Source organism: uncultured Thiodictyon sp. (genome assembly GCF_903828115.1).
Classification (GTDB): Bacteria; Pseudomonadota; Gammaproteobacteria; order Chromatiales; family Chromatiaceae; genus Thiodictyon.
In genome coordinates this window covers 1-12,120 of sequence record NZ_CAIKKU010000821.1, presented here as the reverse complement: position 1 = coordinate 12,120, position 12,120 = coordinate 1, and the positions used below count along the sequence as shown (strand labels likewise).

The 12,120-nt window shown below is 68.2% G+C and carries 12 protein-coding genes and 2 pseudogenes; all 14 read left to right on the top strand.

Translation table 11 applies throughout. From position 1 onward, the window contains the following. Positions 1-120: pseudogene (locus tag QZY48_RS30350) on the top strand (IS5/IS1182 family transposase); the annotation flags it as partial. A gap of 409 nt (positions 121-529) precedes the next feature. Continuing rightward, positions 530-1,440: pseudogene (gene aepX / locus QZY48_RS35150) on the top strand (phosphoenolpyruvate mutase). Positions 1,441-2,102: 662 nt separating this feature from the next. After that, positions 2,103-2,426 (top strand): type II toxin-antitoxin system VapB family antitoxin, encoded by a 324-nt coding sequence (locus tag QZY48_RS30335; protein ID WP_295437634.1) that lies wholly within the window; start codon positions 2,103-2,105, stop codon positions 2,424-2,426. Continuing rightward, positions 2,413-2,841, top strand: coding sequence for a PIN domain-containing protein (locus QZY48_RS30330; protein ID WP_295437633.1), 429 nt, complete (start codon positions 2,413-2,415; stop codon positions 2,839-2,841). The genes QZY48_RS30335 and QZY48_RS30330 overlap by 14 nt, the downstream gene beginning before the upstream one ends. 1,084 nt (positions 2,842-3,925) lie before the next feature. Then, on the top strand, positions 3,926-5,341 hold the full coding sequence (locus QZY48_RS30325) for a form I ribulose bisphosphate carboxylase large subunit (protein ID WP_295437631.1): 1,416 nt from the start codon (positions 3,926-3,928) through the stop codon (positions 5,339-5,341). Positions 5,342-5,393: 52 nt separating this feature from the next. Continuing rightward, a complete protein-coding gene (locus tag QZY48_RS30320; RefSeq protein WP_295437627.1) occupies positions 5,394-5,738 on the top strand; it encodes a ribulose bisphosphate carboxylase small subunit in 345 nt (114 codons plus the stop codon). 74 nt (positions 5,739-5,812) lie between these two features. Further along, a complete protein-coding gene (locus QZY48_RS30315) occupies positions 5,813-8,248 on the top strand; it encodes a CsoS2 family carboxysome shell protein (protein WP_295437624.1) in 2,436 nt (811 codons plus the stop codon). A 106-nt stretch (positions 8,249-8,354) separates the two neighbouring features. Next, on the top strand, positions 8,355-9,917 hold the full coding sequence (locus tag QZY48_RS30310) for a carboxysome shell carbonic anhydrase (protein ID WP_295437622.1): 1,563 nt from the start codon (positions 8,355-8,357) through the stop codon (positions 9,915-9,917). Then, entirely contained in the window at positions 9,914-10,168 is a 255-nt protein-coding gene (locus QZY48_RS30305; protein ID WP_100922720.1) for a carboxysome peptide A, read from the top strand. Before QZY48_RS30310 ends, QZY48_RS30305 begins: the two co-directional genes overlap by 4 nt. Beyond that, positions 10,168-10,461, top strand: a complete 294-nt coding sequence (locus QZY48_RS30300) for a carboxysome peptide B (protein ID WP_295437619.1) — start codon at positions 10,168-10,170, stop codon at positions 10,459-10,461. Before QZY48_RS30305 ends, QZY48_RS30300 begins: the two co-directional genes overlap by 1 nt. 41 nt (positions 10,462-10,502) lie before the next feature. After that, on the top strand, positions 10,503-10,823 hold the full coding sequence (locus tag QZY48_RS30295; RefSeq protein ID WP_100922722.1) for a BMC domain-containing protein: 321 nt from the start codon (positions 10,503-10,505) through the stop codon (positions 10,821-10,823). A gap of 78 nt (positions 10,824-10,901) precedes the next feature. Then, positions 10,902-11,222, top strand: coding sequence for a BMC domain-containing protein (locus QZY48_RS30290; RefSeq protein ID WP_100922723.1), 321 nt, complete (start codon positions 10,902-10,904; stop codon positions 11,220-11,222). Positions 11,223-11,247: 25 nt separating this feature from the next. Next, complete coding sequence (locus tag QZY48_RS30285) at positions 11,248-11,724, top strand: ferritin-like domain-containing protein (RefSeq protein WP_295437615.1); 477 nt, start codon at positions 11,248-11,250, stop codon at positions 11,722-11,724. Positions 11,725-11,752: 28 nt separating this feature from the next. After that, a complete protein-coding gene (locus QZY48_RS30280; protein WP_295437613.1) occupies positions 11,753-12,016 on the top strand; it encodes a 4a-hydroxytetrahydrobiopterin dehydratase in 264 nt (87 codons plus the stop codon). Positions 12,017-12,120: the final 104 nt, after the last annotated feature.

Here is a 12,120-nt window from a genome sequence, read left to right as displayed (position 1 = left end):
TGGAACGAGCGCGCACGCCGTTTGATCATGCACCATGATCGCCTGCTGTGCGTGTCCGAAGCCTGGGTCTGGCTCACTGAGGCGCGGATCCTTCTACGACGCATGACGACAACGACTTAATTTTGTCTATACCCTCTCAGACGCTGAACCTTCGTGGAGCTTAATCTTGGCGACATGGACACGTCAGCGCCGCATCGCGGCTGGGTCAACCATGAGACAGCCCGCTACTACCCGGGATCGGCGCCGCGGGGCGCCCCCTGTCTTGACGATCCTTGATACCCTGAATCTTGGCCGGCTTCATGTTGCGCGGTGCCGAGCGATCTGGTCGCACCGCCTCCACGCTGGCGGCCATGGCCAAGACCAGTGTGGTGAGGAGTTCCTGGCCCCCGAGGCCCCCGAGGCCCCCGAGGCCCATGAGCAACCGGGCACCGGTGTGCTCAGTTGAGAGGGCGGCCTGACCCGCCCGATTCACGGGATCGGCCAACACCGCTGCAAGCGGTCTTCCGGCATCCCGTTGAGGGCCGACGACATGACCAATCGAATCCAAACCAACGACCGCAGCGACGAGTTTCGCCGCGAGACCCTGCGCGACCTGCTTGCAGAACGCCGTTACTTGCGCGGCATCGAGGCGCACAACCCCCTGGCCGCGCTGATCGCCGAACGTGTGGTGGCGGCGCACAACGGGCGCGCGGCCCGCTTCGATTTTCTGTGGAGCGGCAGCCTGACCGACTCACTCTCTCGCGGCAAGCCGGATACCGAATATGTCGCCTCCAGCGACCGCATGGGTGGGCTGGGCGATATCCGCGCCGTTAGCGACAAGCCGATCATCTACGACGCCGACACCGGCGGCCTCACCGAGCACTTCGCGCTGGACGTGCCACGGCTGGAGCTCTGCGGCGTGTCCGCGGTGATTATCGAAGACAAGACCGGTGCCAAGCGCAACTCGCTCTACGGTAACGAGGTCGAGCAGCACCAGGAGGACCCGGCGGCCTTCGCCGAGAAGATCGCGGTCGCAAGGCGGCCCAGCGCGACAGTGACTTCATGGTCATCGCCCGCATCGAGTCGCTGATCCTGGACCACGGGGTGGACGACGCCATCGCGCGCGCCCGCATCTATCTGGATGCCGGTGCGGACGGGATCATGATCCACAGCGCGGCCCGCGACCCGGCCCCGGTCTTCGACTTCTGCGCCCGCTACCGGGCCGATGGCCACCGCGCCCCGTTGGTGGCAGTGCCGTCTGCCTACAGCCAGGTAACCGAAAGCGAACTGGCCGACGCAGGGTTTCGGATCGTCATCTACGCCAACCAGCTGCTCCGCGCGGCCTACCAAGCGATGCGGAGCACCGCGGAGTCCATCCTGAGACACGGCCGGGCCTTGGAGGCCGACGGGCAATGCCTGCCGATCCGCGAGGTCATCCGCTTGATCGAGGGAGGGCGCTGAGATGTTGAACGTCAGAGACTTCTACGCCGCCTTGGACAGTGCCGGTATCCGCCGCTTCTGCGGTGTCCCCGACTCCACCCTGAACGATCTGGTCGCGCACATCAAGGCGGCGCGACCAACCTGCTGCATCTGGTCATCGACAACGGCACCCACGACTCGGTGGGCGGGCTGCCGACCTGCGGGGAACGGGTCGACCTTCCAGCGCTGGCGATGGCCTGCGGATATCGTAGCGCCGAGCGGGTCGACACGGCCACGGCGCTCGCGGCCCGACTGCGGGCGTTCCGGACCGAGCCCGGCCCGGCATTGCTCGCAATCACCGTGCGGTCGGGGGCACGGGCCGACCTCGGGCGGCCGGGCGAGACGCCGCGGGAGAACATGGAGCGGTTCATGGCAGAAGTTCGGGCGTTCGGGTGCGCGCCGACCAAGCCCTGGCGCAGTTAAGACCCGGTCGATCAGGTAGCCCCGCGGGGAGTCCGGCACCGGGGTGTCGGGCTCCTCTCCACCGGCGCCGACGGCATCGGCACCCGCGCGATGCCCCGGTGCCACCCCCCAGGCCGTCGGGCGGCCGGTTGCTGCGCAGGCACTTCGTCCCCCATCTGTTAGACTCACACTGCTACCAACCCTGATCGTTCACCTGACACCGTGCGCCAGGCGCAGCCGCTATGCAATCCAACCTGACCATCGACGTTGCACTGATCCGCAAGGCCCGCCAGTTGACCGGCGTCAGCTCCGATACCGAGTTGCTGGAGCTTGGTCTGCGCACCTTGATCCAATCGCGGAGTCCCGCACGCGAAGACCATCCCCAGCCGACTACTCGCCGCGACCGATTCCCAACGACTCAGCCAGTTAATCCGCTCGCCAACCCAATAGCGGCACTCCTGGAATCGGACTTCATCGGCTGCGCCGACACCGAGGCAACTAATTTTTCCCGTGATTACAAGACTGATCTGACCGCGATTCTCGAAACCAAGCATGGTCATCGCTGATACCGGTCTGTGGGTGGCCTTGGCCCATCCCAAAGACGACTACCATGACATTGCCAAACGGCGGTTGGCCGCATTGTCCCTGCAAGGCGAGCGACTCGTGACCACCTGCGCCGTCATGGCGGAAGCCTGCCATCTGCTGCTCGCGCGGGCCGGGGGGCGGGCGCAGATCAGATTTATCGAGCAATACCGGCAGGGGTTGTTCGAGGTGTTCGAGCTGAACGCGACCCACGCGGCGAAGATCGAACGACTCATGAAAAAATACGCCGATCTTCCCATGGACCTGGCCGATGCGTCGCTGGTGCTGCTCGCGGAGCATCTGGGTCATGGGCGTATTCTGTCTACCGATGAGCGCGACTTCCGGACCTATCGCTGGAAGAGTCACTTGCCGTTCGAGAACCTGTTGCTTGGCGATTGACCCGGTGACCCCTCATCCCCTGCTCTCGCGATGGGGGTATGTGCTTGGGGCTATGTCGATTGGCGCTCGGCACTGGCTTTGAGTCCCGCTTCCACCTGCTCCAATAACAGTTGCAACTCGTTCAGAAAGATACCGGGGACAGACCACAGTTATCTGCTGCTTTGAAGGCAAGCCATCGTTTCCGTCAAGGTCTCCACCTGCCCCGACACCTTCGGATCGTTGCCGAAGGTAACTCCAACAATCCGAGACCTTGCCGGGCCTCGTGCTTGCGTACGACACGGCGCCGGTGCAGCGCATCGATCGCCTGGCGCACAACCGCGACGATTTGCGCCGACTGGCGCAGACACCGGGTTGACCCAGTGCGTGACGGCCTCGCCCAGGATGGGCACCGTGAACCCGGTGGTGTGCTGCCGCTGCCTCCGGCACCGCCAAGCCGCCGCGTCCGGTTCGGCCTCGCCCATATCCGACATGAGTGACGAAACCATCCGCTCCAAGACCAACACTGCCCTGTGGTTCGCGGCTGCCATCTGCCTGATGCCCCTCGTCCCCTACGCCTTGGGTGGCTTGGGCGGGTAAGCGGGGACCGCGTGGACCTGAACAAGGGGCCTTGATCATCGTTTCGGCCGCTGCCCCGAGGTTTCACACCGGAGGTCGAGGCTTTAGCCGGACCCGGGGCGCGCTGACGCGCCGTCGACCGGCTAAAGCCTCGACCTCCTGTCCCCTGCGGCCGGAACGACGATCAAGGCCAACAAGGCGGCGCGAGCCGCCTTTTTTGTGCCTGCGCCCGGCGTCGAAGTCGCGCACGCCCCCGGAAACTCGTGTCGCCGCGAAATTCCTGAGACCGCAGGAAGGGGCTTAGCGTAAGTTTTTGCGCCGATGATGGTCAGACCCCGAACCCGTGGCACGCGGCGCAGACCGCACCACGCGGCCCCCGGGGCGGCCCGGCGCGGCGCAGATAGATCAGAGTCTATGGCTATCGAACGAAATATGTATTGGATGTCCGGGTTACCGGTTATCTATGCTACGCCCAACATCAGGAATAATTTCGTCTCCGCCAACCCAGCAACCGAATCAGGAGTCGCTCATGGCTGTTAAGACCTATGACGCGGGCGTGAAAGAATACCGCGACATGTATTGGACCCCGGACTATGTCCCGCTCGATACGGACCTGCTCGCCTGCTTCAAGTGTACCGGTCAGACCGGTGTGCCGCGCGAAGAGGTGGCAGCGGCGGTGGCGGCGGAATCCTCCACCGGCACCTGGTCCACCGTGTGGTCGGAGCTGCTGACCGATCTGGAGTATTACAAGGGCCGCGCCTATCGCATCGAGGACGTGCCGGGGGACCGCGAGTCCTTCTATGCCTTCGTGGCCTATCCCATCGACCTGTTCGAGGAAGGCTCGATCGTCAACGTGCTCACCTCCCTGGTCGGTAACGTGTTCGGCTTCAAGGCGTTGCGTCATTTGCGTCTGGAGGATATCCGCTTTCCCATCGCCTACATCAAGACCTGTAACGGCCCGCCGGCCGGCATCCAGCTCGAGCGCGACCGGCTCAACAAGTACGGCCGCCCCATGCTGGGTGCCACCATCAAGCCGAAGCTCGGACTGTCCGCCAAGAACTATGGCCGCGCCGTCTACGAGTGTCTGCGCAGCGGCCTGGACATGACGAAGGACGACGAGAACGTCAACTCGCAGCCCTTCATGCGTTGGCGCGACCGCTTCGAGTTCGTGGGCGAGGCGATTCAGAAGGCGCAAGCTGAGACCGGCGAGCGTAAGGGCCACTACCTGAACGTCACCGCCCCGGACCCGGAGCAGATGTACGAGCGTGCCGCATTCGCCAAGGAGGTCGGCTCGCCTATCATCATGCACGACTTCCTCACCGGCGGTTTCACGGCGAATACCGGGCTCGCCAACTGGTGCCGCAAGAACGGGATGCTGCTGCACATCCACCGCGCCATGCACGCGGTCATCGACCGTCACCCCAAGCACGGTATCCACTTCCGGGTCCTGGCCAAGTGTCTGCGCCTGTCCGGTGGCGACCATCTGCACACCGGCACCGTGGTGGGCAAGCTGGAAGGCGATCGCCAGTCCACCCTGGGCTATGTCGATCAGTTGCGCGAGTCCTTCGTGCCCGAGGATCGCTCCCGCGGGGTCTTCTTCGATCAGGACTGGGGCTCCATGCCCGGCGTCATGGCCGTGGCCTCCGGCGGCATCCATGTCTGGCACATGCCGGCCCTGCTGGCCATCTTCGGGGACGATTCGATGCTGCAGTTCGGTGGCGGCACCCAGGGCCATCCCTGGGGCAACGCGGCCGGCGCCGCGGCCAACCGGGTCGCACTGGAGGCCTGCGTCAAGGCCCGCAACCAGGGCCGGGACCTGGAGAAGGAGGCGCGCGACATCCTGACCGAGGCCGCCAGACACAGCCCGGAACTTGCCATCGCCATGGAGACCTGGAAGGAGATCAAGTTCGAGTTCGACACCGTCGACAAGCTCGACGTGGCCTGACGCTCAAGCCGAAGTCCGGAACCCCAGTGAACCGACCGCGAGGATTATCTCAATGCGAACCAACTCCACGGTGGGCGACTACCAGACCGCCCAAACCCTCGAAACCTTCGGCTTCCTGCCGAAGCTGACGCAGGACGAGATCTACGACCAGATCGCCTATCTGATCGGCAACGGCTGGACGCCGGCCATCGAGCACGAGCACCCGAGCCGCTCGACCGATCACTACTGGACCATGTGGAAGCTGCCGTTCTTCGGCGAGCAGGACATGGACCGCGTGATGGGCGAGATCGACGCCTGCCACCAGGCCTACCCGACTCACCATGTGCGCCTCATCGGCTACGACAACTACACCCAGAGCCAGGGGGTGTCGTTCGTGGTCATCGAGGGTCGCACCTGACGGACCCCCGGTTCTCAGGCAGCGCGTTGGGCGGTTTTCGAGTAGAGGCGGTTCTCGAGTAGATGGGTGAAGACATGACACCAGAGAGCAACGTAACGGGGATGAGCGGACGCGCGCTGGCACAGGCGCGACGCCAGGCCTTGTCGGGTGCCGGCAAGGCGGCCATACAGTCCGTCGCGGCGGGCCCGACCCGTCGGGAGCCCGAGCGCCCGAGCGATCCTCAGGCGTCGCTCAGGGTGCGTGCGGCACCGGTTTCAGCCCCGCCGATCGCGCCGGAGCCGGGCCGCGTCCCGGTGGCGAGTCGGCGCGCCGCGGTGCCTGCACCGCCAGCCCCCAGCGCCAACGCCGGCCGCGCCGCGGCGCTCGCCCGTCGCAAAGCGATGTCCAGCAAGGGCAAAGTCGCCGTCAACCGGAAGGATCGGGTGCGTGACGGGGAGCGCACCAAGCCGGTGGACGAGCCGGCCGCCGCCAAGGAGGCTTCACGCCAGGACGGGAATTGCTCCTGCGGGGCCAAGGACACGAGCGAGCGCGGGGGGAGCGACGTTGGCCTCTCGCGGGCCGCGACCCCCAGTCGCGGCAACGGGCGGCCCAAGCCGCGCGGGCCCCGCCGCAACGATACGCGAATGAACCCAGGGCGCGCCGCGTCGCTCGCGCGCCGCCAGGCCCAGTCCTCCCGCGGCAAGGCGGGCGTCGGCGCCTCCGGGCTGAGCGCCGCCCAGACCGCGCGGGCGGCCAATCCGGAGCTGTCCGGCCGTGAGTTGGCCAAGGCGCTGCGCGAGCAGCGCAGTCGCCGCGGGGGTGCCGGCCGGAAGCAGTCCGCACCCACCGGGCGCGCGCGGTCGGCCCGCACCGCCGCCGCACCAGGCGCGGCCCAGGATGCCCCCTGGAAGGTGGGTGCCAGTGAGACCTCCCACGGCCAGACCGTGACCGGCACCATGGTCGGGCGCTCGCGCGACATGACCGGGGACGAGGCCAGCACCTGCCGCACCGTCACCGGCACCGAATACATGGGTGCCGACATCTTCCGCGACTTCTGCCAGGGCGAGCCCCCGAAGGCCCCCAGGCGGGTCGGCGTGAGCCCGACGAATCGCGGCAACCCGGTGACCGGCAACCAGGTCGGACGCAGCACCAAGGTGACCGGCGACGAGCCCGGCACCTGCCAGCAGGTGACCGGGACCGAGTACATGGGCGCCAATCTGCAGGAGGCCTTCTGCGGCCGCACGCCTGAAAAAGGTCCGGCCAAGTCCAACAGTGCCGCGACCCGCGGCGGCAAGCGCGTGACCGGCAACAACGTCGGACGCTCCGGTAAGGTGACCGGCGACGAGGTCGGTGCCAGCCGTTCCCTCACGGGTACCCAGTACATGCAGCCCGGCAGCCCCGCTGCCGGTCCAAGCGCCGCCCCACCCAAGGTCGGCACCAGCGCGACCCTGCTCGGCGGTACCGTGACCGGCACCATGATCGGCCGGCACCCGGCGCTGACCGGCGATGAGGCCGGCAGTTGCCGCAACGTCACCGGTGACGACTACATCGGCCTGGAGCAGTTCGGTCAGTTCTGCGATGCGACGCCCGCCCGCACCGAGCGCAAGGTCGGCGTCTCCGCCACCCTGGGCGGCGAGCGGATCACCGGCACCATGACCGGGCGGGCGCCCCGGATGACCGGCGACGAGCCCGGCACCTGCCGGGCCGTCACCGGCACGCCCTACGCCGGGGTCGAGCAGTACCGTGCCTACTGCGAGCCGACCCAGGCCAGCCGGGCCGCGGCCCGTATGCAGCCTGACCAGCGCCGCATCCGCCCGCTGATGACCGGCATCCAGCCCGGCGTCGGCGGCCGGATGACGGGCGACGCGAAAGGCGCCTGCGAGCCCGTCACCGGCACCCCCTACAGCGATGCCGGGCAGGTCCTGGCGGTGTGTGCCGCGGAACCGGCAGAGCCCGGGAGCCCGGACTTTCCCCAGCCCCTGCCCAGCGTCGGCGAGGCCGACGGCGCCGGGCCCGCACCCTGGACCGACTTCAGCATCGCGTCGCCGGCCCACGCGTCCAACGCGCCCCAACCGGCCCGGGGTGTGACCGGCGCGCCACTGGAGGGCGGTCGGATCACCGGGCCCTTCGGCATGGCCAGCGGCAAGGTCACCGGGATCGTGGAGACCGGGTTCGGGCGCAACGGCCGCGCCCCGCTGGAGGCTGACCTGTCCGCCGCGCCGCCGACCGTCCACGGTCGGGTCAAGTCGCGGATCAGCGGGGAGGGCATCAATGACGGCATCACGGTCACCGGCGACGACTGGGACCCCGGCGACCGGGTCACCGGTACCGCGGGGACCTCGGCCCCGGTGCGCAACCCGAGCCGTCGCGGCGCCCAGCCCCTTGGGCTGCCGATGGCCGCGGCCATGGCCGCGACCAAGGCCAAGAGTCGTGCCGAGGGCATCCCGGAGCCGGTCAGCAAGGTCACGGGCGGCAGCGGCAACACCGACAAGGGAGCGATGGTCACCTACTCGGGCGGGGCCCGCGGCTGATCGCCAGACACGGATCGCCGGACACCGATCGACGGACCTTCTCAGGCCTGAATCCAGAAAACACCACGAGCGGCACAGAAATCAGAGCGTCCCCGGAAAGACAGTCATGCAGCGCACTCACTCCAGAACACTCAGCCGCGCCCGGACCACCGGCACCGCACCGCTGCGCCGCCCCGGCGCGGTGGGGGTCGGCGCCGGCGCAAACGGTGCCGGCGCCGGCACCGGTGTGGCCGGCCCCCGCCCGGCCGCGGGCCTGGCCACCCGTCACGTCCTGGCCCACGCCGGGGAGAATGCGCGGCTCCACGACTATGAGCAGGGGGTGAAGTCCGCCTTCGATGCCATCGTGCCGACCTTGAAGCGCCTCTCGGCCCTGCAGCACGAGGCCGACTTCGAGGCCCAGGCCCAGGCCATCGCCCAGCGGGCGCTCGGCTTCGCGCTGCCGCAGGACCTCCTGGAGAATGCCTGGGTCGCTCAACTCGACCTGCGCCGCCTGTACGCCTGGTGCACCTTCGCGACCTACCGGCGGTTCTGCGACGACTTTTACACCCGGGACCCGCTGGTGGTCGATGACGAGACCCTCTTCAACGGCGGCTTCGAGGGCTTTCTGCAGACCTGCGGCTTCCACACCCTGGACCTCTCGCCCTGTGCGGACGGCCGCCTGGCCCACCTGGTCCGCTACGTGCTGCGCCTGCCCCATCGGGCGGTGCGCCGCAAGTCCTACGCCGGGGCCCTGTTCGACATCGAGGACAGCATCCAGAAGTGGGTCGAGGTGGAGATGCTGCGCATGCGCCGCGGCCTGCCGAACACCGCGGACGCGCCGACCCGGTATCTGAAGGCGGTTGTCTACCACCATAGCTCGGTGGCCCCGGACCAGGAGGGCTGTGCCGCCCACGGCTCGGACACGGCGCAGGCCGCCGCCGCAGGGCTCGAGCGCCTGCGGGGTTTCCAGCAGGCCATCGAGAACAGCTTCTGCTGCGGGGCCTCCATCGACCTCCTGCTGATCGGCCTGGACACCGCCACGGACGCGATCCGCGTGCACGTGCCGGATGCCGACGGCGCCATCGACCTCGGCCGCGCGGTGGAGGCCTTGGCGCTCTACCGCAGGACCGCCCGGCTGGACGCCTCCGGTGCCCTGCGCGAGGTCCAGGAGGCGGTGCGCCACACCTCGCCCGGGGTGGCCGCGGGCATGGCACGGCTCATCGAGCGGCTGATCGTGAACAACTTCTCCCAGATCGCCTATGTGGGCACCTATCAGGGCGAGCACTACGACGACATCGGCCATGCGGAGCGTTTCATTGGGGCCGGCGTCGGCTTCGAGGAGATCCAACTGCGCAACCTCATGTATTTCGCCTACCTCCACACCGTCGAGGAGGCCACGGTGGACCTGGACGTGGGCCTCAAGATCTTCACCGGGCTCAACGTCCGCCGCGGGCTGCCCACGCCGGTGGTGGTGCGCTTCGACTACCACGGCCAGGTACCGGGTGCGCGGGAGCGGGCCGTCGGGCACTGCCGCCGCGTGACCGAGGCACTCAAGACGCGCTATGGGGAGCTCTTCGGGCGCGGCCTGCTGCACATCCTTCAGGTGGTGCGCGACTGCCACGCCGACGCGCCGATCGAGATGCTGGCCTGCACCGTCAACGCCGAGCGCCCGGCCGGGGGGGAGCGATGAAGATCTGCCAGGTCGAGCGGCCCCTGGTCGCGACCAATCGGATTCCCGGGCTGGAACACCGGCACCTGCAGGTGGTGCGCGACGGGGCCATCAGCGCGGTGGCCGTGGATGCGGTCGGCTGCATCCCGGGGGACTGGGTGATCTGCGTCGGCAGCTCCGCCGCCCGTGAGGCGGCCGGCAGCAAGGAGTATCCGAGCGATCTCACCATCGTCGGCATCATCGACCACTGGCCGCCGCCGGAGAACCCGTGATGGACCTGTTCGAGGTGGAAGGGCCGCTGGTCTGCACCCGGCGCATCGCCGGCCTCAAGCAGGCGAGCCTGCGGGTGTTGCGCGATGCCAAGGGCAAGCGCCAGGTGGCGACGGACCCGGTCGGGGCGCGGGCCGGCAACCAGGTGTTCACGGTCAACGGGTCCGCGGCCCGCTACGCCCAGGGGGATTTCGCCATTCTCACCGATCTCACCATCGGCGGGATCATCGACGACCGGGACCAGGCACCAGCGGGGTCGGCAACGGCCGCGGCGGCAACGCCGGCAGCCGTTTGAAACAGTCAAATCAATCGAGTCAATCAGCAGGAGACAAGGCGATGGCAACTGAACACTACGGTATCGCACTGGGCATGATCGAGACGCGCGGGCTGGTACCCGCCATCGAGGCCGCGGACGCCATGACCAAGGCGGCCGAGGTGCGCCTGATCGGCCGCGAGTTCGTCGGCGGCGGCTACGTCACCGTCTTGGTGCGCGGGGAGACCGGTGCGGTCAACGCCGCCGTGCGCGCGGGCGCCGACGCCTGCGAGCGGGTCGGCGACGGGCTGGTGGCGGCCCACATCATCGCCCGTCCCCACCGCGAGGTGGAGCCGGTGCTCGGCACCCCGTTCCCTGGAACGGACAATCCCGTCATCAGGTAATCAGGTAGTCAGGTTCGCCGCCCGGCGGTGCGGCGCGTGCAATTCCAAACCAAGACATTCCAAAGTGGAGACCAGACGATGGCAAGCGAAATCTATGGTATAGCGTTGGGCATGATCGAGACGCGCGGGTTGGTGCCCGCCATCGAGGCGGCGGACGCCATGACCAAGGCCGCCGAGGTGCGGCTCATCGGGCGCGAGTTCGTCGGCGGCGGCTATGTGACGGTGCTGGTGCGCGGCGAGACCGGCGCGGTCAACGCCGCGGTGCGCGCCGGTGCCGACGCCTGCGAGCGGGTCGGCGACGGGCTGGTGGCGGCGCACATCATCGCCCGCCCCCACCGCGAGGTGGAGCCGGTGCTGCCCACCGGCGGGGTCGGCGAGACCCTGGCGCGGGCCGCCTGACCCAGCACCCGGGTGACGCGATCCCATGCGGCAGAACAGCACTGACCAGCGAATCCTGGGCTATCTGGGCCGGGCCCTCAGCCTGGAGCTGTCGGCGGTCCAGACCTATAGTACCCAGGCCCGACTGGTCGCGACCTGGGGGCTGGACGGGCCGGCTCAGCGGCTGCGCGAGGAGGCCCATGAGGAGCTGCAGCATGTGGAGCGGATCATCGCCCGGATGCTGGCGCTCGGCGCGGCACCGAACGGGTCCCAACTGCGCCCGGCCCTGGTGGGGGGCGACCTGCTGTCGCTGCTCCAGGCCGACTATGTCTTCGAGATGGAGCTGGTCGGGCTGTACCGCGAGGCCGCCAGACATGGCGAGCGGATCGCCAGTCGGGACGACCGCGTCTTCTTTGGGGCCCTGCTCGCCGAGGAGCAGGCCCACGCCCAGGAGTTGGTCGAATGGATAGCTGCGCTCGAGCAGCCGGTCGAGCCGCCCACGCGGCGCCGGGCCTTGCGGTGATCTTTCAGGTGATGGGTGGAGAAAAGCGATGAGTCAACAATGGCAAGAGAGGGCGCGTCCGGCATGTCTGGAGCGCCGCTACCGGTTCGCGAGCTACGACGCGCTACGCGATTTTCTCGATCAGGCCGCCGCGCTCTCGGAGCGCGAGGGGCTTTACCCCGACCTCGGCTTCGGGCGTGACTATGTGAACATGACGATCCACGCGGACGAGGATAGCGGGTCCCTGGATGAGCGGCAGCGTCGCTTTGCCCAGCTCATCGATGAGATCGGTGATCAAGGCGTCTTGACCTGAGTCCGGGCGGAGCCCAGGATCGGACGCTTGCCTTCTGGCTCCCACGCTCCCGCGTGGGAGCAAGTGCGGGCGCTCCGCGTCCAGTGCCAGGACCGGACGCGGAG

Excerpts from the sequence above, each read along its gene's own strand:
- QZY48_RS30335 (WP_295437634.1), top strand. The coding sequence starts at position 2,103 with ATGCAATCCAACCTGACCATCGACGTTGCACTGATCCGCAAGGCCCGC.
- QZY48_RS30330 (WP_295437633.1), top strand. The coding sequence starts at position 2,413 with ATGGTCATCGCTGATACCGGTCTGTGGGTGGCCTTGGCCCATCCCAAA.
- QZY48_RS30325 (WP_295437631.1), top strand. The coding sequence starts at position 3,926 with ATGGCTGTTAAGACCTATGACGCGGGCGTGAAAGAATACCGCGACATG.
- QZY48_RS30320 (WP_295437627.1), top strand. The coding sequence starts at position 5,394 with ATGCGAACCAACTCCACGGTGGGCGACTACCAGACCGCCCAAACCCTC.
- QZY48_RS30315 (WP_295437624.1), top strand. The coding sequence starts at position 5,813 with ATGACACCAGAGAGCAACGTAACGGGGATGAGCGGACGCGCGCTGGCA.
- QZY48_RS30310 (WP_295437622.1), top strand. The coding sequence starts at position 8,355 with ATGCAGCGCACTCACTCCAGAACACTCAGCCGCGCCCGGACCACCGGC.
- QZY48_RS30305 (WP_100922720.1), top strand. The coding sequence starts at position 9,914 with ATGAAGATCTGCCAGGTCGAGCGGCCCCTGGTCGCGACCAATCGGATT.
- QZY48_RS30300 (WP_295437619.1), top strand. The coding sequence starts at position 10,168 with ATGGACCTGTTCGAGGTGGAAGGGCCGCTGGTCTGCACCCGGCGCATC.
- QZY48_RS30295 (WP_100922722.1), top strand. The coding sequence starts at position 10,503 with ATGGCAACTGAACACTACGGTATCGCACTGGGCATGATCGAGACGCGC.
- QZY48_RS30290 (WP_100922723.1), top strand. The coding sequence starts at position 10,902 with ATGGCAAGCGAAATCTATGGTATAGCGTTGGGCATGATCGAGACGCGC.
- QZY48_RS30285 (WP_295437615.1), top strand. The coding sequence starts at position 11,248 with ATGCGGCAGAACAGCACTGACCAGCGAATCCTGGGCTATCTGGGCCGG.
- QZY48_RS30280 (WP_295437613.1), top strand. The coding sequence starts at position 11,753 with ATGAGTCAACAATGGCAAGAGAGGGCGCGTCCGGCATGTCTGGAGCGC.